This window comes from Mycobacterium sp., from assembly GCF_035640695.1.
Taxonomy (GTDB): Bacteria; Actinomycetota; Actinomycetes; order Mycobacteriales; family Mycobacteriaceae; genus Mycobacterium.
The window spans coordinates 1-19,582 of record NZ_DASQVQ010000054.1 but is presented as its reverse complement, the minus strand read 5'-3'; the positions used below and the strand labels follow the sequence as shown (position 1 = coordinate 19,582).

22 protein-coding genes are annotated in these 19,582 nt (G+C 67.3%); 15 read left to right on the top strand and 7 right to left on the bottom strand.

What is annotated here, in order from left to right:
• From VE759_RS06535 to VE759_RS06495, 9 genes are all read left to right on the top strand, one after another.
• Positions 1–1,339, top strand: a 1,339-nt coding sequence (locus tag VE759_RS06535) for an Hsp70 family protein (protein WP_324929382.1), incomplete at its 5' end; no start/stop codon positions are given.
• Between the two features lie 6 nt (positions 1,340–1,345).
• Entirely contained in the window at positions 1,346–1,882 is a 537-nt protein-coding gene (locus VE759_RS06530; RefSeq protein ID WP_324929380.1) for a nucleotide exchange factor GrpE, read from the top strand.
• A gap of 7 nt (positions 1,883–1,889) precedes the next feature.
• Positions 1,890–2,831: a DnaJ C-terminal domain-containing protein gene (locus tag VE759_RS06525; protein ID WP_324929379.1), complete on the top strand. Its 942-nt coding sequence runs from the start codon at positions 1,890–1,892 to the stop codon at positions 2,829–2,831.
• Complete coding sequence (locus VE759_RS06520) at positions 2,828–3,151, top strand: chaperone modulator CbpM (RefSeq protein WP_324929377.1); 324 nt, start codon at positions 2,828–2,830, stop codon at positions 3,149–3,151. The genes VE759_RS06525 and VE759_RS06520 overlap by 4 nt, the downstream gene beginning before the upstream one ends.
• On the top strand, positions 3,133–5,757 hold the full coding sequence (gene clpB, locus VE759_RS06515; RefSeq protein ID WP_324929375.1) for an ATP-dependent chaperone ClpB: 2,625 nt from the start codon (positions 3,133–3,135) through the stop codon (positions 5,755–5,757). The genes VE759_RS06520 and clpB overlap by 19 nt, the downstream gene beginning before the upstream one ends.
• A 13-nt stretch (positions 5,758–5,770) precedes the next feature.
• Positions 5,771–6,223: a thioredoxin gene (gene trxA / locus VE759_RS06510; RefSeq protein WP_324929373.1), complete on the top strand. Its 453-nt coding sequence runs from the start codon at positions 5,771–5,773 to the stop codon at positions 6,221–6,223.
• Positions 6,220–6,486 carry a UBP-type zinc finger domain-containing protein gene (locus VE759_RS06505; protein WP_324929371.1) on the top strand — a complete coding sequence of 89 codons (267 nt, stop codon included), beginning with the start codon at positions 6,220–6,222 and terminating at the stop codon, positions 6,484–6,486. Before trxA ends, VE759_RS06505 begins: the two co-directional genes overlap by 4 nt.
• On the top strand, positions 6,479–8,179 hold the full coding sequence (locus tag VE759_RS06500) for an FAD-dependent oxidoreductase (protein WP_324929369.1): 1,701 nt from the start codon (positions 6,479–6,481) through the stop codon (positions 8,177–8,179). Before VE759_RS06505 ends, VE759_RS06500 begins: the two co-directional genes overlap by 8 nt.
• 145 nt (positions 8,180–8,324) lie before the next feature.
• The gene (locus tag VE759_RS06495; RefSeq protein ID WP_324929367.1) at positions 8,325–8,774 is read left to right on the top strand and encodes a helix-turn-helix domain-containing protein; all 450 of its coding nucleotides are present in this window, start codon (positions 8,325–8,327) and stop codon (positions 8,772–8,774) included.
• Here VE759_RS06495 and VE759_RS06490 read toward each other — a convergent pair.
• A complete protein-coding gene (locus VE759_RS06490; protein ID WP_324929365.1) occupies positions 8,771–9,154 on the bottom strand; it encodes an STAS domain-containing protein in 384 nt (127 codons plus the stop codon). The two genes, VE759_RS06495 and VE759_RS06490, sit on opposite strands and share 4 nt — an antisense overlap.
• Positions 9,155–9,285: 131 nt before the next feature.
• Here VE759_RS06490 and VE759_RS06485 point away from each other — a divergent pair, with 131 nt between their 5' ends.
• A complete protein-coding gene (locus tag VE759_RS06485; RefSeq protein ID WP_324929363.1) occupies positions 9,286–9,852 on the top strand; it encodes a nicotinamidase in 567 nt (188 codons plus the stop codon).
• Positions 9,853–9,881: 29 nt separating this feature from the next.
• On the opposite strand, the gene VE759_RS06480 is transcribed toward VE759_RS06485, so the two are convergent.
• Entirely contained in the window at positions 9,882–10,892 is a 1,011-nt protein-coding gene (locus VE759_RS06480) for an Rv2578c family radical SAM protein (protein ID WP_324929361.1), read from the bottom strand.
• A gap of 99 nt (positions 10,893–10,991) precedes the next feature.
• On the opposite strand from VE759_RS06480, the gene VE759_RS06475 reads away from it, so the two are divergent.
• From VE759_RS06475 to VE759_RS06465, 3 genes are read left to right on the top strand one after another with little or no spacing between them, the layout of a single operon-like run.
• On the top strand, positions 10,992–11,597 hold the full coding sequence (locus VE759_RS06475) for a TetR/AcrR family transcriptional regulator (protein WP_324929359.1): 606 nt from the start codon (positions 10,992–10,994) through the stop codon (positions 11,595–11,597).
• 17 nt (positions 11,598–11,614) lie between these two features.
• A complete protein-coding gene (locus tag VE759_RS06470; protein WP_324929357.1) occupies positions 11,615–12,496 on the top strand; it encodes a haloalkane dehalogenase in 882 nt (293 codons plus the stop codon).
• A 26-nt stretch (positions 12,497–12,522) separates the two neighbouring features.
• Positions 12,523–12,870: a gamma-glutamylcyclotransferase family protein gene (locus tag VE759_RS06465; RefSeq protein ID WP_324929355.1), complete on the top strand. Its 348-nt coding sequence runs from the start codon at positions 12,523–12,525 to the stop codon at positions 12,868–12,870.
• 39 nt (positions 12,871–12,909) lie between these two features.
• On the opposite strand, the gene VE759_RS06460 is transcribed toward VE759_RS06465, so the two are convergent.
• Both VE759_RS06460 and VE759_RS06455 read right to left on the bottom strand, forming a co-directional pair.
• Entirely contained in the window at positions 12,910–13,332 is a 423-nt protein-coding gene (locus tag VE759_RS06460; protein ID WP_324929353.1) for a hypothetical protein, read from the bottom strand.
• 91 nt (positions 13,333–13,423) lie between these two features.
• Positions 13,424–13,837: a DUF7144 family membrane protein gene (locus VE759_RS06455; RefSeq protein ID WP_324929351.1), complete on the bottom strand. Its 414-nt coding sequence runs from the start codon at positions 13,835–13,837 to the stop codon at positions 13,424–13,426.
• Positions 13,838–14,011: 174 nt separating this feature from the next.
• Between VE759_RS06455 and VE759_RS06450 the strand changes: the two genes are divergently transcribed.
• Complete coding sequence (locus VE759_RS06450; RefSeq protein WP_324929349.1) at positions 14,012–15,631, top strand: metallophosphoesterase family protein; 1,620 nt, start codon at positions 14,012–14,014, stop codon at positions 15,629–15,631.
• Here VE759_RS06450 and hisS read toward each other — a convergent pair.
• Both hisS and VE759_RS06440 read right to left on the bottom strand, forming a co-directional pair.
• Positions 15,628–16,890: a histidine--tRNA ligase gene (gene hisS, locus VE759_RS06445; RefSeq protein WP_324929347.1), complete on the bottom strand. Its 1,263-nt coding sequence runs from the start codon at positions 16,888–16,890 to the stop codon at positions 15,628–15,630. The genes VE759_RS06450 and hisS overlap by 4 nt on opposite strands.
• Entirely contained in the window at positions 16,887–17,549 is a 663-nt protein-coding gene (locus VE759_RS06440) for an MBL fold metallo-hydrolase (protein ID WP_324929344.1), read from the bottom strand. Before VE759_RS06440 ends, hisS begins: the two co-directional genes overlap by 4 nt.
• Before the next feature lie 135 nt (positions 17,550–17,684).
• Here VE759_RS06440 and VE759_RS06435 point away from each other — a divergent pair, with 135 nt between their 5' ends.
• A complete protein-coding gene (locus tag VE759_RS06435) occupies positions 17,685–18,572 on the top strand; it encodes a peptidylprolyl isomerase (RefSeq protein ID WP_324929342.1) in 888 nt (295 codons plus the stop codon).
• Positions 18,573–18,576: 4 nt separating this feature from the next.
• Here the strand turns inward: VE759_RS06435 and VE759_RS06430 are convergent.
• On the bottom strand, positions 18,577–19,582 hold a 1,006-nt coding region (locus tag VE759_RS06430), incomplete at its 5' end, for an acyl-CoA dehydrogenase family protein (protein WP_324929340.1).

Below are 19,582 nucleotides of genomic sequence, written 5' to 3'. Positions count from 1 at the left end.
GGGACACGAGACCGTTCTGGTCTTCGATCTCGGCGGGGGGACATTCGACGTGAGCTTGCTCGACGTCGGCGACGGAGTGGTCGAGGTGCGGGCCACCGCGGGCGATTCGCATCTGGGCGGCGACGACTTCGACCGTCGGCTCGTCGATTACCTGGCCGACGAATTCCAACGCGAAAACAGCATCGACGTGCGTAAAGATCCCCAAGCGCTGCAGCGGCTGTTCGAGGCGGCCGAGAAGGCCAAGGTCGAGTTGTCTTCGGTGGCGCAGACACAGGTCAATTTGCCGTTCATCACCGCTGACGCCAGCGGCCCGAAGCACTTGACCATGTCGATCATGCGGTCCAAGTTCGAGGACCTGACCGCGGACCTGGTTCAGCGCTGCATGGGGCCGGTCAAGCAGGCGATGGACGACGCCAAGGTGACGGCAAACGACATCGACGAGGTCATCCTGGTCGGCGGGTCGACGCGGATCCCCGCCGTCCAGGCCCTGGTGCGCCGACTCACCGGCGGCAAGGACCCCAACATGAGCGTCAACCCCGACGAGGTGGTCGCTATGGGCGCCGCGATCCAGGCCGGGGTGCTCAAGGGCGAGGTGTCCGACGTGCTGTTGCTCGACGTCACACCGCTGTCGCTTGGCGTCGAGACCGCGGGTGGCCTGATGACCAAGATCATCGAGCGCAACACCACCATTCCGGTCCGTCGCAGCGAAGTGTTCACCACCGCCGCGGACAATCAGCCCGCGGTCGACATCGTCGTGCTGCAGGGTGAACGCGAGTTGGCAAGGGACAACCGGGTTCTCGGCCGATTCAAGCTCGAGAACATCCGACCGGCGCCGCGCGGTGAGCCGCAGATCGAGGTGACCTTCGACATCGACGCCAACGGCATCCTCAACGTGACCGCACGCGACAAGGACACCGGCGCCGAGCAGAGCATCACCATCAGCGAGCAGTCGAATCTGGACCAGAGCGAGGTCGAGCGGATGGTCGCCGAGGCAGAGGCGCACCGCCGCGAGGACGAACAGCTGCGCAGGGCGGTCGAGGCCCGCAACGAACTCGACTCGGCGGCATACCAAGTCGAGCGTCGACTTGCCGAGCTGGGCGATTCGGCCGCGCCGCACGACCGCGCACGCGCCGAGATGTTGATCGCCGACGCACGGCAGGCGATCACCGACGAAGCACCGCTGGACCGAGTGCAATCGCTGACCTCCGAATTGCAGCAGGTGCTGTACGGGCTGCAGCCCACGCCCACCGGGGGCGGCAATGGGCAACCGTCCGGCGATGGCCGCGACACCTCGGCCGCCGACGACGACGTGGTAGACGCCGAGTTCGACAGAGGGTGATGTGTGATGGGAACCCCGGCAGAACAGTCGGCGACCGAGGAGGACCGCGACCGCGTCCACGAAGTTCCGCCCGAACCTGGAGCCAAACCGGAGGCGCCGCAACCTGATACGGATGCCGAGTTGGCGCGGCTCGAGGACCGTTGGCGACGCGCCGTTGCCGATCTCGACAACGTGCGCAAGCGCTATGCCCGCGAACTGGAGCGCGAACGATTGGTCGAACGATCCAGGGTCGCACGCGCGTGGCTGCCCATCGTGGACGACTTGGAGCGGGCGCTCGGCTTCCAGGGCGGCGAGTCTGGCGCCGTCGTCGAGGGCGTGCGGTCGATCCTTGATCAGGCGGTGCAGGTGCTGGCGCATCTCGGTTATCCGCGCGACGTCGAGGTGGGCGTGCCGTTCGACCCGGAGCGCCACGAGGTCGTCGGGGTGACCGGCGATTCGGACGCTCCGCCCGGCACGGTCGTCGAGGTGCTGCGACCCGGCTACGGGACGGGCTCACAACAACTTAGGCCGGCGGCCGTGATGGTCAGCCGCCGCGAGGAGTGATGCCTCTGTGGCACAGGACTACTACCAAGCGCTCGGTGTGTCGCGTGACGCCACCGCCGAGCAGATTCAGCAGGCGTTTCGGACCCTAGCGCGCAAGTACCATCCCGACGTCAACAAGGATCCGGCCGCCGAGAACCGGTTCAAGGAGATCAACGAGGCCTACCACGTCCTGTCCGACCCGAAAACCCGTCAACGGTACGACCGCTTCGGGGAGGACTTCCGACGGGTACCGGAGGACTGGGAAGAGCAGGCCGGGCGGGTCGGGGCGGGAGTCGGCGGCTTCCCCGGCGGGTCCGGCGGGTTCGGCGGCGGCCCGTCGGGCGCCAGAGTCCGCTACGGCCGGGGCTTCGGCGGGGCCGGCGGCGTCAACATCGAGGATCTGTTCGGTGATCTGTTCACGGGCGGTGGCGGTTTCGGGCCGATCGCCGGCGCCGACCAGGAGGCCCAGCTCGAGCTGACGCTCGAAGAGGCATACCGCGGCGGCAGGCGCCAAATCCAGTTGGACGGCCGCAGGTACACGGTCAACATTCCGCGAGGCGTCATCGACGGGCAACGGATCCGGCTGGCCGGCGAGGGCGGGCGGGGCAACGGCGACGGGGCGGCCGGGGACCTGTATCTGGTGGTTCGAATCAAGCCGCATCCGCGGTTCCGGCTGGACGGCCGTGACATCACTACCGACCTTGCGGTGTCACCGTGGGAGGCGGTCCTTGGCGCGACGGTCGCGGTGCGCACGCCCGGAGGTGAGGCCAAGGTCAAGGTTCCGCCGGGCTCGTCGACCGGCAGACGGCTGCGGCTGCGCGGTGAGGGCATGCCCAATCCGCGCGGCGGCGCCGGTGATCTGTACGCCGAGATCAAGATAATGGTTCCGGCCAAACCCACTGCGCGCGAGCGAGAGTTGTTCGAGCAGCTGGCCGCCGAGTCCACCTTCGATCCGAGGAGGTCACGATGACGGCGCCCGCGCCACGGTATGTTTTGGCGCGCCGGCCGACGTTGAATGTCGACGCATTCGCCACGCGCTGCGGTGTGCACCCGGAGACGGTGCGAAGATTCGTCGCGCTCGGGCTGCTGCCCTGCCGGCGCGATGCGCGCGGAGAGCTGTGGTTCGAACCGTCCGCGGTGGCCGCCGTTTCGCGCATCCAGCGCCTGCGCACCGGGCTTGGACTGAACTACGCGGCGATCGGGCTGGTGCTCGATCTGCTCGACCGCATCGAGGAACTCGAAACCGCTGCCCGCCGAAGGAGGACATCGCTGTGGACATCAACAGCCTGACGCAGAAATCGCAGGAGGCGCTGCAGGAAGCGCAGAGCATCGCGACCCGGATGGGTCACACCGAGGTCGACGGCGAACACCTGTTGATGGCGCTGATCGACCAGCCCGAGGGGTTGGTGGCGCGCCTGATGGAGCAGGCCGGCGCCGACATCGCGGCAATCCGGGCCGACCTGGAGCGTGAGCTGAACCGCAGGCCGAAGGTCAGCGGTCCGGGCGCCGCACCCGGCCAAGTGTCCATCACCCGGCGTCTGGCCAAGGTGCTCGAGGCGGCCGAGCGGGAAGCCAAGCGGCTCAAGGACGAATATGTGTCGGTCGAGCACCTGGTGATCGCCCTTGCTGAGGAGGGGACGGCAACCGCGGCCGGGCGAATTCTGGCCTCGCACGGAATCACGCGAGACGCGTTCCTGACTGCGCTGACCAAGGTGCGCGGTAATCAGCGGGTGACGTCGGCGACGCCGGAGGGCTCATACGACGCGCTGGAGAAGTACGGCCGAGACCTCGTCGCCGAAGCCCGGTCGGGCAAGCTTGACCCGGTGATCGGCCGGGATGCCGAGATCCGCAGGGTGATTCAGATCCTGAGCCGCAAGACCAAGAACAACCCGGTGCTGATCGGTGATCCCGGCGTGGGTAAGACGGCGATCGTGGAGGGCCTCGCCCAGCGGATCGTGCGCGGCGATGTGCCGGAAGGCCTGCGGGACAAGACGATCTTCGCGCTCGACATGGGCTCGCTGGTCGCCGGCGCGAAGTACCGGGGCGAATTCGAGGAGCGGCTGCAGGCGGTGCTGTCGGAGGTGAAGGCCGGGGAGGGTCGCATTCTGCTGTTCGTCGACGAGTTGCACACCGTGGTCGGCGCCGGAGCGGCCGAGGGGTCTCTGGATGCCGGCAACATGCTCAAGCCCATGCTGGCCCGCGGTGAGCTGCACATGATCGGAGCCACCACGCTCGACGAGTACCGCAAACACATCGAGCACGACGCCGCGCTGGAGCGGCGGTTCCAGACGGTGCTGGTCGACGAGCCCGATGTGGAGGACACGATTTCGATTCTGCGCGGCCTGCGCGAACGCCTCGAGGTATTCCACGGAGTCAAGATTCAGGACGGTGCGCTGGTGGCCGCGGCGACGCTGTCGCACCGCTACATCACCGACCGGTTCCTGCCGGACAAGGCCATCGATCTGGTGGACGAGGCATGCGCGCGGCTGCGCACCGAAATCGACTCCATGCCAGCCGAATTGGACGAAGTCACCCGGCGGGTGACCCGCCTGGAGATCGAGGAGGCGGCGCTTTCCAAGGAATCGGACCCGGCAAGCAAGGCGCGCCTGGAGGAGCTGCGCCGGGAACTGGCCGATCTGCGTGCCGAGGCCGACGCCAAACACGCCCAATGGGACGCCGAACGACAGGCCATTCGGCGGGTGCAGGAGCTGCGTGAACAACTCGAGCAGCTGCGGCGTGAGGCCGAAGAAGCCGAGCGCAGCTATGACCTCAACCGCGCCGCGGAGCTGCGCTACGGGGAGATGCGCGAAGTGGAACGCAAACTGCAAGCCGCCGAGGAGCAACTGAGGTCCAAGCAGGGCCAGCGGCCGCTGCTGCGCGAGGTCGTGACCGAGGACGAGATAGCCGAAATCGTGGCGGCGTGGACCGGCATACCCGTCGCCCGGCTGCAGGAGGGCGAACGCGAGAAGCTGTTGCGGCTCGACGAAATCCTGCACGAGCGGGTCATCGGACAGGACGAGGCGGTCCAGTTGGTCGCCGACGCCATCATCCGCGCCAGGTCCGGGATTCGGGACCCGCGACGGCCGATCGGGTCGTTCATATTCCTCGGGCCCACCGGCGTCGGGAAGACCGAACTCGCCAGGACGCTGGCCGCCGCGCTGTTCGACAGCGAAGAGAACATGGTGCGCCTCGATATGAGCGAGTACCAGGAGCGGCACACCGTGAGCCGACTGGTCGGGGCACCACCGGGATATGTCGGCTACGAGGAGGGCGGCCAGCTCACCGAGGCGGTGCGCCGCAAGCCGTATTCGGTGGTGCTGTTCGACGAGATCGAAAAGGCGCACGCCGACGTGTTCAACACGCTGCTGCAGGTGCTCGACGACGGCCGGCTCACCGACGCGCAGGGCCGACAGGTCGACTTCCGCAACACGGTGGTCATCATGACGTCCAACATCGGATCACACTATCTGTTCGACGGTGTCACCGCGGACGGTGAGATCAAGCCCGACGCCCGTGAACGCGTCATGGCGGAGCTGCGCGGCCACTTCCGCCCCGAGTTCTTGAACCGGGTCGACGACATCGTGTTGTTCACGCCGCTGGCCATGCCGCAGATCGAGCGCATCGTCGAGCTGCAACTTGCTGAGCTGCGGAACCGCCTGGCGGAGCGCCAGATTGATCTCGACATCACACCCGAAGCTCGCCGGCTGATCGCCGAGCACGGTTATGACCCGGTGTACGGCGCTCGACCGCTGCGCCGCTACATCGCCCACGAAGTGGAGACCAGAATCGGACGGGCGCTGCTGCGCGGCGACATCACGGCCGGCGGGCGGGTCCGGGTCGACGTGGCGGGCGGCGAACTCGCCGTCAACTATTCCGAACCGGCGTTCGCGGCCTGAGGGAGGCTGGCCCATGGCAAACGACATCGTGACCTGCCCCAATTGTGGAAAGCGCAACCGCGTACCGGCGGCGGCTTCGGGCAAGCCGCGCTGCGGCAATTGTCATCAGTGGTTGCCGTGGATTGCTTCGGCCGGCGATCAAGACTTCGCCGATGTCGTTGAAAAGTCGCCGGTGCCAGTGCTTGTCGATCTGTGGGCCAGCTGGTGCGGCCCATGCCGCATGGTCAGCCCCGCACTCGAACAGCTTGCCACCGAACGCGCCGGCCAGTTGAAACTGGTGAAGGTCGACGTGGACGCCGCCCCGTCGATCTCGCAACGGTTCACGGTGCAGGCCGTGCCGACGCTGTTGCTCATCGACCACGGGCGGGTGCTGGCCCGGCAGGCCGGGGCGGCACCGGTAGCGGCCTTGCGGACGTGGCTTGAGCAAAACCTTCCGGCCAACGCAGCAAAGGAGCACAGCCGATGACTTCGATATCCGTCGACCCGGACATTGCGGCGATCCGGCCGGTGCGACCGCGAACCCCGAACGGCTGCGAGGAGTGCCTGCGGCTCGGCACCCCGTGGGTGCACCTGCGGCTTTGCCTCACGTGCGGCCACGTCGGCTGCTGCGATTCGTCGCCGATGCGGCACGCTCGCGGCCACGCGCACACCGTGGGTCACCCGATCGTGCAGTCCATGGAGCCGGGTGCGACGTGGCGTTGGTGTTACGTGCACGAGAACTATGTCTAGCGTCGCCACCGTCGAGCCGCCACCGGCCCCGCCGGCCGAAACCCCGGATTTATACGGCGCATACCCGCGGCTCAGCGACGATCAGATCGCGACGCTCGACGCGGGCGGCAAGCGCAGAAGCATTCGGGCGGGCGATGTCTTGGTTCGCGAGGGCCACCGTTGCGACGACTTTTTCGTGATTGTGAGCGGAAAGGTCGCGGTGCTGGCCGAGGCCGAAACCGGCGAGCGCCAAGTCATCAGGGTGCACGGCCCGCGCCGATTCCTCGGCGAGTTGGGCGATCTCGAAGGCCAGGCCGCGTTCTACACCGCGGAAGTCATCGAGGACGGTGAAGTGCTGGTCGTGCCTGCCAAACGGGTGCGCCGCCTCGTCGAACACGATCCCGTGCTCAGCGATCTGATTCTGCGCGCGTATCTGATGCGCCGCTCGCTGCTGATCGAGGGCGGAGCGGGATTCCGCATCATCGGTTCGTGCTACTCCCCCGACACCGCGCGATTGCGGGAATTCGCCGCCCGCAACCGGCTACCCCACAGGTGGCTCGACTTGGAACGCGACCCGAACGCTGAGCGGCTGCTGCGTCGCTTCGGGATCCCACCCGAGGACACCCCGGTCGTGATCTGGGGCGACCAGGTGCTGCGCAACCCGACGAACAAGGAACTCGCCCGACTCGTCGGGTTATCGGTGCCCGAGAGTGCGCACGACGAATTCGATCTGTTGATCGTCGGCGCCGGCCCGGCCGGACTGGGTGCGGCGGTGTATGGCGCGTCCGACGGCCTGAACACCGCGGCGGTGGAACTGATCGCTGTCGGCGGTCAAGCCGGAACGTCTTCGAGGATCGAGAACTACCTCGGATTCCCGGCCGGAATCTCCGGGTCGGACCTCGCCGAGCGGGCGGCACTGCAGGCGGACAAGTTCGGGGCCCGCATCACCATTTCGTCCGAAGCGGTCGCCCTCGAGTCCGGCAGCGGCCAGCACGTGATTCGATTGGCCGACGACACCTGCCTGAACTGCCGCGCCGTCGTCCTTGCCACCGGCGCCCGATATCGACTGCTCGACGTCGAGGGGATCGAGAGGTTCCACGGCTACGGCGTGTACTACGCTGCCACCCACCAAGAGGCCCTGATCTGCGGCACCGGTCCGGTCGTCATAGTGGGAGGCGGGAATTCGGCGGGCCAGGCCACGGTCTTCTTCGCCTCCAGAGGTAATCAGGTCGACCTGCTGGTCCGCGCCGACGACCTTGGCAAGTCGATGTCGCGGTATCTCGTCGACCAGATCGAGCAGCATCCCCGAGTGTCGGTGCATCTGTGCACCGAGGTCCGCGAGGTCGACGGCGACAAAGAGCTCAAAACCGTTGTGGCGGAGAACAAGAAGACCGGCGAACGGTACCGCTTCGATACCCGTGCGTTGTTTGTCTTCATCGGCGCGGTGCCGAATACGGCGTGGCTGCGCGGTGCGATCACGCTCGATGACCACGGCTTCATCACGACCGGATCCGCCGCGCTGTATTCGGGCGCCGATCGTGCACGGCCGATCACTCAACGCAGGCCGCTGCCGCTGGAAACCAGCCTGCGCGGAGTTTTCGCCGCGGGTGATGTGCGCAGTGGCTCGGTCAAGCGGGTCGCATCGGCGGTCGGGGAAGGATCGATGGCCATCCGCGAGGTTCATGAATACCTCTTCCCCGAAACGACTGCCTGACGCCAAACACCGCCCGGTTTCGCTGAGACGGACGCCTGGAGAAGACCACCGTCGGTTCGGCCGCGATCTTCACCCCCGGTATGCCGTGCGATCTGCTTTGGTCCAGCGATTGCGGCGAGGTCTGCCTCAAGGTGACTTACAGCAAATGCGCAGGCAACTGGAAGGCATGCTGAACCGGCCGGTGCGGAAGAGGATTACGTTCGCGCGCAGCCTAAGTCTGGACACCGCCGCGTCGCGCAACTGGTTTGACTTGGTTCGGATCCTGGCACGCGAGGCCGGCCAGCCGCACGGCGTGCTCAGCCATCGGCTCGCCGTGGAGAACCTGCAGCAGCTGCTGATTCAGGGCCTGCTGTTGATCCAGCCACACAACTACGCCGATACATTGGCGGAAAGTGAACGGTCGACAAACGCGGCCGTGGTGAAACGACTCCGGCTGCACAAGGTGCACGCCGAACTATTGAACAGCTGCGCCGGCACGGCGACGGTGTCCACAGTGGCGGCGCGGTGGGGATTCCTGCACATGGGCCGGTTCGCCGAGCAATATCATCAGCTGTTCGGCGAGAACCCTTCGCAGACACTGCGGGTCGCCGATTAGCGAGTCTCGCGCAGCGCCTCGGTCACCGACGAGAAGAGCTCGAACATCTCGGTCAGCCCGGCGGTGTCGAGCGCCGCTTTGACCGCGCCTACCGGCTCGACGACCAGACAATATGCGATGTCTGCGTGGGCCGCCATCGCCGCACCTGAGCGCAGTGCGTCGATGCCGTCCCGATCGATGCGGGCGACATCGGACAGATCGAGCACGAAAAGTTCGGGCGAGCCGGTCAGCTCGTCGGTGAAGGTCCGTCGCAGCACCGCGGCGGCATCGCCGTGCAGGTCGCCGGTGGCACGAACAATCGTGGCGCCCCCCGGCAACCGTTGCAATTCGATGCCGGTATGCATGGGCCGGTCGGGTCCGACGCCGCTGTGGTCGCTCACTATTCCTCCGGCAAACAGATTCCGTCGGTTCTAGTGAACCGAGCGGCCAAGCCGATGTGATATCCGAAGACCGAACCGAATGTGTCCGCTTCGCGTCGGCCGCGGGCAACCGGCGGCGTTACCGTATGGACATGCGAGCGCTCATCGTCACCGATGTGCAGAACGACTTCTGCGAGGGCGGCTCCCTGGCAGTGGTCGGCGGGTCCGCCGTGGCGCGGGCGATCAACGGCCTGCTGACCGGCGACCACGGCTACGACCATGTCGTCGCGACCAAGGACTACCACATCGACCCGGGCGAACACTTCTCCGACAACCCGGACTTCAGGAATTCCTGGCCGCCGCACTGCGTGGTCGGAACGTCGGGCTCCGAGTTTCACCCCGACCTGGATACCACCGGCATCGAGGCGGTGTTTCGCAAGGGCCAGTACTCCGCGGCCTACAGCGGCTTCGAGGGCGCCTGCGAACGCGGAATCCCGCTATTCGACTGGCTGCGCGGCCACGGCGTCGACCAGGTCGACATCGTCGGCATCGCCACCGACTACTGCGTGCGCGACACGGCCGCCGACGCGGCGAAGGCGGGCCTGAAAACGCGTGTGTTGGTCAACCTCACCGCCGGCGTCTCGGCCGAGACCTCGGCAAAGGCCCTCGACGCCCTGCGGGCGGCCGGTATCGAGTTGGTCGATTACACCGCGAGCTGATCGGCTGCCTCGGCGGATCACAGTTGTCCTTAGAACAGGGTGGGCTGAACGGGCGCCGCGGCCACTGGCTCCGGCGGTGGCATCGACGAGCGCGGCTCGCCGGTCAGCCGGTGCTTGCCCACTAGCGGGGCGGTCCTGCGGTGCAACATCTCGCGGTAGTCCTTCGGCGGGTAGGCACCCTTGCGATAGAGCTCGCGGTAGGGGTCCACCAGCTCGGGGTGTGAGCGAGCCAGCCACTGCAGGAACCAGCCACGGTTGGACCCGCGCAGGTGCAACCCGAACACCGTCGCACCCGTCGCGCCCGCCTCGGCGATCTGTCCCAGCAGCCCGTCGAGGTGCGCGACCGAGTCGGTGAGATACGGCAGCACCGGCGCCACCATCACGTGGCAGCCCAGGCCGGCGTCGCGGATCGCGGCGATCAGGCCCAGCCGCGCCTGCGGCGACGGCGTGCCGGGTTCGACGTCGCGGTGCAGCTCCGGGTCGCCGACTGCCAACGACACCGCGAGCGAAATCGGAACCCGTTCGGCGGCATCGACGATCAGCGGCAGATCACGCCGCAGCAGCGTGCCCTTGGTCAGGATGGAAAACGGCGTGCCGTACTCGGCGAGTGCGCCGATGATGCCCGGCATCAGCGCGTAGCGGCCCTCGGCGCGCTGGTACGGATCGGTGTTGGTGCCAAGCGCTATCGTGTCGCGCCGCCACGACGGCCGATGCAGTTCGCGGCGCAACACCTCGACGATGTTGGTCTTGACCACGATCTGTGTGTCGAAATCCTTGCCCGAGTCGAATTCCAGGTACTCGTGGGTCGGCCGCGCGAAGCAGTAGCGGCAGGCGTGTGAGCAGCCGCGGTAGCCGTTGATCGTGTGCCGGAACGGCAGCATCGCGGCGTCGGGAATCTTGTTGATCGCGGACTTGCACAGCACCTCGTGGAACGTGATGCCATCGAACTGCGGCGTGCGGACGCTGCGGACGAAGCCGATGCGCTGCAGGCCGGGCAGTGCTCCGTCGTCGACGTTGACACCCTGGCCGTCCCACCGCATGGTCCTATTCGAACGCTAGTTCGATTCGATGTCAAGTACCGTGCCGGACGCAGGCGCGCTTCACATGACGGGCATCATGCCACTAACATGATGCCCGTCATGCCGAAGTCGACGAAGCGCGACGAACTCAAGCGGCGGTCGCTCGAGCGCATCCTCGACGCCGCCGCCCGCCGGTTGCGGGAGGAGGGCGTCGACGGCGCGGCCATCGTCGGAGTCATGCACGACGCCGGGCTCACCCACGGCGCGTTCTACTCGCATTTCGAGACGAAGGACGACCTGGCGGTCGCCGCGTTCGCCCACGCGATCGGCACCGGGCGTCCGCACTGGATCAAGCCGGCGGGCCGGCAGCGGTGGGGTTCCCGGTTGAAAGCCCTTGCGAACCGCTATCTCACGGCTGCCCATCGCGACGATCTGTCCACCAGTTGCGCGTTCGCGACGTTGAGTTCGGATGCGGCCCACGCATTTCCGGAGTTCCGAGCGGCCTACGAACGCGAATTGCGCATCTCGCTGGCCGCCATTTGCGGCGGCACGGACGTGGACGGTCAGCGTTTCGACGACGCGATCGCGTTGATGACGATCTGCGTCGGCGGCATGGCGCTGTCGCGTGCGGTTCACGACAACGATTTCTCGGCGCGGATCCTGCGGGTCGCGCGCGAGACCGCGGGCAAGGTGGCCGACATCGCCGAGCCCGCCGAAACTCGTTGAGAGAGAGGCGAACAACGATGGCCGGTGCGAAGCCCTACGCCGAACTGCGATTCCGCGACGTCAACGGCAAGAGAATGGCCTACATCGACGAAGGTGACGGCGACGCGATCGTCTTTCAGCACGGCAACCCGACCTCGTCGTATCTGTGGCGCAACGTGATGCCGCATCTGGAGGGCCTCGGCCGGCTCGTTGCCTGCGACCTGATCGGAATGGGCGGATCCGAAAAGCTCAGCCCGTCAGGGCCGGACCGGTACCATTACGCCGAGCAGCGCGACTATCTGTTCGCGCTTTGGGATGCGCTGGAACTCGGCGACCGCGTCGTGCTCGTGCTGCACGACTGGGGATCGGCGCTGGGCTTCGACTGGGCGAATCAGCATCGGGATCGGGTGCAGGGCATCGCTCACATGGAAGCGATCGCGATGCCGGTGACGTGGGCGGACTGGCCAAACAGCGTGCGACCGGTGTTTCAGGGCTTCAGGTCGCCGGAGGGCGAGCGGATGGTGCTGGAGCAGAACATGTTTGTCGAAGCCGTTCTGCCGGGCGGCATCCAGCGGCAGCTGACCGACGAAGAGATGGATCACTATCGCGAACCGTTCCGCAACGCCGGTGAGGACAGGCGCCCGACGCTGTCGTGGCCGCGCAGTATTCCCATCGACGGCGAGCCGGCCGACGTCGTCGCGATCGTGAACGAGTACGGCAAGTGGCTCTCGGAGAGCGACGTGCCGAAACTGTTCATCAACGGTGAGCCCGGCGCGATCGTGCGGGGGCGGGTCCGAGAGTTCATCCGCGGCTGGCCCAACCAAACCGAGATCACCGTCAGCGGCGTGCACTTCGTCCAGGAGGACAGCCCGAATGAGATCGGTGCCGCGATCGCCGACTTCGTGCGCGCGGTGAGGTAGCCCGCCGGGTGCAAGACTTGTGCACCATGGCGTGCGCCACCTTGCTGCTGTTCTCCTACGGCACACTGCGCCAGCGCGAAGTCCAGCTGGCCACGTTCGGCCGCGAACTCGACGGCCACGCCGACGCGATCGTCGGCTACGAGCTGGACTATGTCAGGATCACCGACCCGAACGTGATCGCGACCAGCGGCAGCGATCGCCACCCGATCCTGAAGCCGACCAACCGTCCCGGCGCACGGGTCGAAGGAAGCGTGTTCGAGATAACCGAGGCCGAGCTGGCGGCGGCCGACGACTACGAGGTCGACGACTACCGCCGCATCTTGGTGCCGCTGCGCTCGGGCCCGCGCGCGTGGGTGTACGTCTTCGCGGGGTGATCGCGATCCGCGTGGGGAGCCACGCTGTCAGGCGGCCGGCTACCAGGGCCGCAGCGCGCACTGCACGCCGCTGCCGCCGTCCTGCGACACGACGGTCACTCCGTCGACGGCGATCTCGCAGTGGAACTGCGGGTTGGTGCGGAGCACGCCGCTGGCGGTGACGATCGCCCACTGATTCGGGTCGCTGAGCTTGGTTTCCATCACCCATGGGGTGTCGGGGGCGATGGGCACCTGCACATACGTCAGGTACTGCGACGAATCAGCGTCGAAAGCCGCCTTGCTGGCCGGCTCGGTCGCCATGAAATTGATCTTCGCCTGCAGTGTGTCGCCCGCTGTAACCGTGTACTTCACCTGGTGTGCGGCCGGTTCCGCAAATGACGTTGCATGCGTGGCTGCCAGGCCCGCAGCCGCCACAATCAGCGCCAGCCCGACCGTGCCTGTCGCTCTTCCCACGTTCGTCATGTCGCGCACCGTACCGGATTAGTTACACGCCCCCAATTTGACGTGGGCACCTGCGGGTTGATGCGCTTCGGGTTGGCGAATCCGCTCCTCGTCACGCCCGCGAGCGGTCCCACGTGGCCACGGCCCAGATCACGACGACGTCCAGGGCGATGATGACGACCGACCACACCGGGTAATACGGCAACCACAAGAACATTGCGACGATCGACACGGACGCCATGACGATCGCCACCACGCGTGCCCAGATTCTGCCGAACACCAGCCCCAACGCGACGATGCCCATCAGGATCGCGAGCACGATGTGGATCCAGCCCCAGCCGGTGGTGTTGAACTTGTAGGCGTAATCCGGCCCGATGACAAGCAATTTGTTGTTGATCACTGCTGAGATGCCCTCGAGGAGCATCAGCACGGCGTTTGTCAGCAACAGGGCGCCGGCCGCGATGGTCGCGCCTGCGGCGAACACCTGGCGGGCGGGCGGATGCTGGGCCGGTGGAGTTGGGTTCATGACTGGGCCTCCTAGCGGTGAGGTTGCGTGCCTACTGTGGCCCCCCGCGCCGGATCCCGGCGCGCTTGTTGCAAATTCGTCTGCAAAAATTCGCCGCTGCGCTATCGCGGTGGTCCGTGGCGCCGAAGGAGGCGCCGTGACGGCCACCGCACCGCCCGTTAACTTAGCCGCGGTATGAACCACGAGGTGAGCGGAGATCCCGAACCAGCCGATGGCGCCCAGAGCCATCCGCCGGCTTTTGGCCGGCGAACACTGCTGATGACGGGCGCGGCGTCGGCGATTGTGGGCGCCGGCGTGGGGCTGGCCGGTGCGGAGGTCGTCACCTCCCACATGCGCGGCCCCGCGCTGTGGCCGCGGCCGAACGGGACCGACGCCCCCCGGGTGGGCGGCCTGCATCTGCAGTTCGGCAGGGATGCATCCACCGAGGTGGTGGTGTCGTGGCACACCACCACTGCCGTGCGCAATCCCCGCGTGATGCTGGGGACGCCGACCGGCGGCTTCGGCCGTACCGTCCAAGCCGAGACGCGCACCTACCGCGACGCGAAGTCGAACGTGGAGGTTCGCGTCAACCACGTGCATCTGCAGAACCTGTCACCGGACACCGACTATGTCTACGCGGCCGTGCACGACGGCGCTTCGCCCGAGTTGGGGACCGCGCGCACTGCACCGGCGGGGCGAGCCCCGTTGCGCTTCACCAGTTTCGGCGATCAAGCGACTCCGACGGTGGGCAAGCTAGTCGGCACGGCGTTCGCCAACGACAATCTCGGCTCGCCGGCCGCCGGCGACATGACCGCCGCTATCGAGCGCGTCGATCCGTTATTCAACTTGGTCAATGGGGATCTGTGCTATGCCAACCTGGCCCAGGATCGCATCCGCACGTGGTCGGACTGGTTTGAAAACAACACCCGGTCGGCCCGGTACCGGCCCTGGATGCCCGCCGCGGGCAATCATGAAAATGAATCGGGAAACGGGCCGGTCGGGTACGCGGCCTATCAGACGTACTTCGCGTTGCCGGACTCCGGGGCCGACGACCAGCTGCGCGGGCTGTGGTACGCGTTCACCGCGGGCTCGATGCGGGTGATCAGCCTCAACAACGACGACGTGTGCTACCAGGACGGCGGCAACTTCTACGTGCACGGCTACTCGGGCGGCGCACAGAAGCGTTGGCTTGAAACCGAACTCGCCGACGCCCGCCGCGACCCGCGGATCGACTGGGTAATCGTCTGCATGCACCAGACCGCGGTCTCGACCGCCGATCGCACAAACGGCGCCGATCTCGGAATCCGGCAGGAATGGCTGCCGCTGTTCGATCGGTACCACGTGGATTTGGTGGTATGCGGCCACGAGCACCACTACGAACGATCACACGCAATCCGGGGAACCGTCGGCAGCGACACCGCAACACCGATTCCGGTAGACACCCGCACCGACGTCGTCGACACCACGAAAGGAACGGTGCACGTGGTAATCGGCGGCGGTGGCACGTCGTCGCCGTCAAACGGGATGTTCTTTCCGGAGCCGCGGTGTCGGGTGCTGACCGGCGTCGACGCGTTCGATCCTGCGATCGGGCGCAAGGCACCGATCTACGTGGAAGAACAGGCGCCGTGGTCGGCGTTTCGCGATCGCGATCACCCCTACGGGTTCGTGGTGTTCGACGTGGATCCGGGTCCGGTCGGCGGCAATACCACCATCACGGCAACCCACTTCGCCGTTGACGGGCCCTTCGGTCAACTCACGGAGGTGGACCGGTTCGTCCTCACCAGGCCACGGGGCGACCACGCCGCGGCGCATTAATGCGCGACGCGGGAAAGCACTTCCTCCACAACCGAATCCGCCGCGACGTCGACCTGCTCGCCGGTGGCGAGGTCCTTCACGCCGACCGTGCCTGCCTCGATGTCGCGGTCGCCGGCTACCAATGCGACCGCGGCGCCGGAGCGGTCGGCCGCGCGCATCGCGCCCTTGAGGCCGCGGTCGCCGTAGGCGAGGTCGACGCGCACGCCGACCTCGCGCAGTCCCGCGGCCAGCACCGCCAGTCTCAGCTTGGCCTGCTCGCCCAGCGGAACACAGAACACGTCGCAGCGGGTGGTGTTGCCGACGGCCTTGCCCTCGGCGCGCAACGCCAACATGGTGCGGTCAACGCCGAGCCCAAAACCGATGCCGGACAAATCTTTTCCGCCGAGTTGGCGCATCAGCCCGTCGTAGCGGCCGCCGCCGCCGATTCCCGACTGGGCACCGAGTCCGTCGTGCACGAACTCGAACGTGGTCTTGGTGTAGTAGTCCAGTCCCCGTACCAGCCGCGGGTTGATCACGTATGGCACGCCGAGCGCGTCGAGGTGCGCCAGCACCGTCTCGAAGTGCTGCTTGGGGGCGTCGGACAGGTGGTCGAGCAGCACCGGCGCGTCGGCGGTCAGCCGTCGGATGTGCTCGCGTTTGTCGTCGAGCACCCGCAGCGGATTGATCTCGGCGCGCCTGCGGGTTTCCTCGTCGAGGTCGAGGGAAAGCAGGAAGTCCTGCAGCAGTTCGCGATACTGGGGGCGGCAAGTGTCGTCACCCAGCGACGTGATCTCCAGCCGGAACCCCTCCAGCCCCAGACCGCGGAAGCCGGCGTCGGCGATCGCGATCACCTCGGCGTCCAGCGCGGGATCGTCGACGCCGATCGCCTCGACGCCGACCTGTTGCAGCTGCCGATAGCGCCCGGCCTGGGGCCGCTCGTAGCGGAAAAACGGCCCGGCGTAGCACAGCTTGACCGGCAGCGAGCCGCGGTCCAGCGCGTGCTCGATAACCGCGCGGATCACCCCCGCGGTGCCCTCCGGGCGCAGCGTGACCGACCGGTCGCCGCGGTCGTTGAACGTGTACATCTCCTTGGACACCACGTCGGTCGACTCGCCGACGCCGCGGGCGAACAACGCGGTGTCCTCGAAGATCGGCAGCTCGGCGTCGCCGTAACCGGCCCGGCGGGCAGTCTCGAGCAATCCGTCGCGCACCGCGACGAACTGCGCCGACTCCGGCGGCAGGTAGTCCGGAACACCCTTGGGCGCGCTGAATTCGGTCACGGGGTCAAACCTTCGAGGAACGGGTTGGCGCGGCGTTCGGCACCGATCGTGCTGGCGTCGCCGTGTCCCGGTAGTACCACGGTGTCGTCGTCGAGCACCAACAGTTTTTCGACGATGGAACCGAGCAGGTCCCGGCCGCTGCCGCCGGGCAGGTCGGTGCGACCGACCGAGCCGTGGAACAGGGTGTCGCCGGTGAACACGACGTCGCCGTCATCGGCGGCAATCCGGAAACATACCGAGCCGCGGGTGTGGCCCGGCGTGTGCTCGACGAGCACCGTGGTCTCGGCAAGCTCCAGCTTGTCGCCGTCGCCGATTTCGACGACCTGCTTGGGCTCGTGAAACAGCGCGCCGAACAGGATCTGCCCGACCCGCGGCCCGAACCCCCTGATCGGGTCGGACAGCATCGACCGGTCACCGGGATGGATGTACGCCGGGACGCCGAACTCGTCGCACACCTTCTGCGCGGTCCAGATGTGGTCGAGATGCCCGTGGGTGAGCAACACCGCCGCCGGGGTCAGCCGGTCATCGGCGAGGACACGGCGCAGTTTCGGCACGGCGTTCTGCCCAGGGTCGATCACGACGGCCGCCGAGCCGGCCCGCGGCGCGACGACGTAGCAGTTCGCCTGAATCATCCCGGTGGGGAATCCGGTGATCAGCACGACTTCCAGTTTCGCATTGCCGGCGAAAGGCGCTCAGCGGTGCATGGCACACTCGGTGGCGCGAAGAGCAGAGGATAGCGATGAGCGCTTGCGCGAAGAGCAGAGGACAGAGCGAAAGCAGGAGGTACAGCGGCGGTGCCGACCAATCAACAGCGGCGAGCGACGGCCAAACGCAAGCTGGAGCGCCAGCTGGAGCGCCGCGCCCAGCGCGCCCGCAAACGGCGGATCTGGACAATCGCGGGACTGTCGGTGCTGGCAGTGGCCGTGGTCGCGGCCGTCGTCGCTGGGGTCGTTTGGACCAACAAGAGCTCCGGTAAGCAGCCCGCCGGAACCAGCGCCGGCGCATCGAAGACTCCGGCTCAGGACACCGCCGCGCCGGGCGGCGCCACGCCGCTGCCGCCGTTCAGCGCACCGGCCGACCTGGGCGCCAACTGCACCTACCCGGCCAGCCCCGAGCCGGCGAGCAAGCCAATTCAGCCGCCGCGCACTGGCAAGGTGCCGACCGACCCGGCGACGGTCAGCGCCAGCGTGATGACCAATCAGGGCCCGGTCGGCATTCAACTGGACAATGCGAAGGCGCCCTGCACGGTCAACAGCTTCTCGAACCTGGCCCAGAAGGGGTTCTTCGACAACACGCCGTGCCACCGGTTGACGACGGCGCCGGAGCTCGCCGTGCTGCAGTGCGGCGATCCGACCGGTTCGGGCACCGGCGGGCCCGGCTATCAGTTCGCCAACGAGTATCCGACCAACCAGTACAAGCCCGACGATCCGGCCTTGCAGCAGCCGGTCATCTATCCGCGCGGCACGCTGGCGATGGCCAACGCCGGGCCCGGCACCAACGGCAGCCAATTCTTCATGGTCTACAAGGACTCGCAGCTGCCGCCCAACTACACCGCCTTCGGCACCATCGACGCGACCGGGCTCGCGACGCTGGACAAGATCGCCGCGGCCGGGGTGGCCGGCGGCGGGCAGGACGGTAAGCCCGCCACGGGGGTGACTATCCAGTCGGTGCGGCTGGACTAAGCAGCTACTTGCGCGGTGGCGCCAACACCCGCATCGCCGCGCGCATGAGCGGCTGCGGCACGCGGTCTTTCAGCGTCAGCGCGGTACCGGCGGCCCAGGTGCGCACCGGGGTGCCGCGGCCGAACGTGCGGCTGAGCGGGCCGCCGGAGGGTTCGAGGTCAACATGCAGCGGCGGCGCGCCGTCGGCCGCGCCGAGCGCGTTGGCGATGACCATCCGCTGAATTTCGCTGGTGCCCTCGAAGATGGTGTACAGCTTGGCGTCCCGGTACCACTTCTCGACGGGATGGTCTTTGATGTAGCCCCAGCCGCCCATCGTCTGGATGGCCCGCTCGGTGGTCTTGACCGCGATTTCGCTGGCCGCCAGCTTCGACATCGAGCCCTCGCCGCGCTGAAACGCCACACCGTTGGCCGCCATCCACGATGCCCGCCAGGTCAGCAGCCGGGCGGCGTCGATCTGCGTGGCCAATTCGGCCAGCGGGAACCCGATGCCCTGGTGGTCGATGATCGGGCCACCGAACGCTTCCCGACGGTTCGCGTAGGCGGTGACGTATTCCAATGCGGCGCGCGCGATTCCGAGCGCCTGGGCGGCCACCATGGGCCGGGTCTGTTCGAAGGTGCCCATCGTCGCCGAGCCGGAGTGTTGTGCACCCTCGATCGCCTCGCGGGCCCTGGCCAGTTTCGCGGTCAATCTGTCCTGGCCGCCGAGCAGGTTCTGGCCCGGCACGCGCACGCCGTCGAAACGCAGCTCGGCGGTGTGCGATGCGCGGCAGCCGAGCTTGTCGAGCTTACGCACCATCTGCAAACCCGGTGTGCCGCCGGGCACCACGAACAGGGCCTGGCCGCGGTGACCGAGCTCGGGGTCAACGACCGCGTTGACGACGTGCACGTTGGCGATGCCGCCGTTGCCGATCCACATCTTGTGGCCGTCGATGATCCAGTCGTCACCGTCGCGCTTGGCGCGGGTGCGCAGGTTACGTACGTCGCTGCCGCCCTCGGGCTCGGAGATCGCC

Coding starts and splice junctions, on each gene's coding strand:
- VE759_RS06480 (WP_324929361.1), bottom strand. CDS start 10,892: ATGCGGTGGGACGGCCAGGGTGTCAACGTCGACGACGGAGCACTGCCC.
- VE759_RS06505 (WP_324929371.1), top strand. CDS start 6,220: ATGACTTCGATATCCGTCGACCCGGACATTGCGGCGATCCGGCCGGTG.
- VE759_RS06455 (WP_324929351.1), bottom strand. CDS start 13,837: ATGAACCCAACTCCACCGGCCCAGCATCCGCCCGCCCGCCAGGTGTTC.
- VE759_RS06495 (WP_324929367.1), top strand. CDS start 8,325: ATGCGCAGGCAACTGGAAGGCATGCTGAACCGGCCGGTGCGGAAGAGG.
- trxA (WP_324929373.1), top strand. CDS start 5,771: ATGGCAAACGACATCGTGACCTGCCCCAATTGTGGAAAGCGCAACCGC.
- VE759_RS06520 (WP_324929377.1), top strand. CDS start 2,828: ATGACGGCGCCCGCGCCACGGTATGTTTTGGCGCGCCGGCCGACGTTG.
- VE759_RS06475 (WP_324929359.1), top strand. CDS start 10,992: ATGCCGAAGTCGACGAAGCGCGACGAACTCAAGCGGCGGTCGCTCGAG.
- VE759_RS06530 (WP_324929380.1), top strand. CDS start 1,346: ATGGGAACCCCGGCAGAACAGTCGGCGACCGAGGAGGACCGCGACCGC.
- VE759_RS06450 (WP_324929349.1), top strand. CDS start 14,012: ATGAACCACGAGGTGAGCGGAGATCCCGAACCAGCCGATGGCGCCCAG.
- VE759_RS06500 (WP_324929369.1), top strand. CDS start 6,479: ATGTCTAGCGTCGCCACCGTCGAGCCGCCACCGGCCCCGCCGGCCGAA.
- VE759_RS06485 (WP_324929363.1), top strand. CDS start 9,286: ATGCGAGCGCTCATCGTCACCGATGTGCAGAACGACTTCTGCGAGGGC.
- VE759_RS06465 (WP_324929355.1), top strand. CDS start 12,523: ATGGCGTGCGCCACCTTGCTGCTGTTCTCCTACGGCACACTGCGCCAG.
- VE759_RS06460 (WP_324929353.1), bottom strand. CDS start 13,332: ATGACGAACGTGGGAAGAGCGACAGGCACGGTCGGGCTGGCGCTGATT.
- VE759_RS06470 (WP_324929357.1), top strand. CDS start 11,615: ATGGCCGGTGCGAAGCCCTACGCCGAACTGCGATTCCGCGACGTCAAC.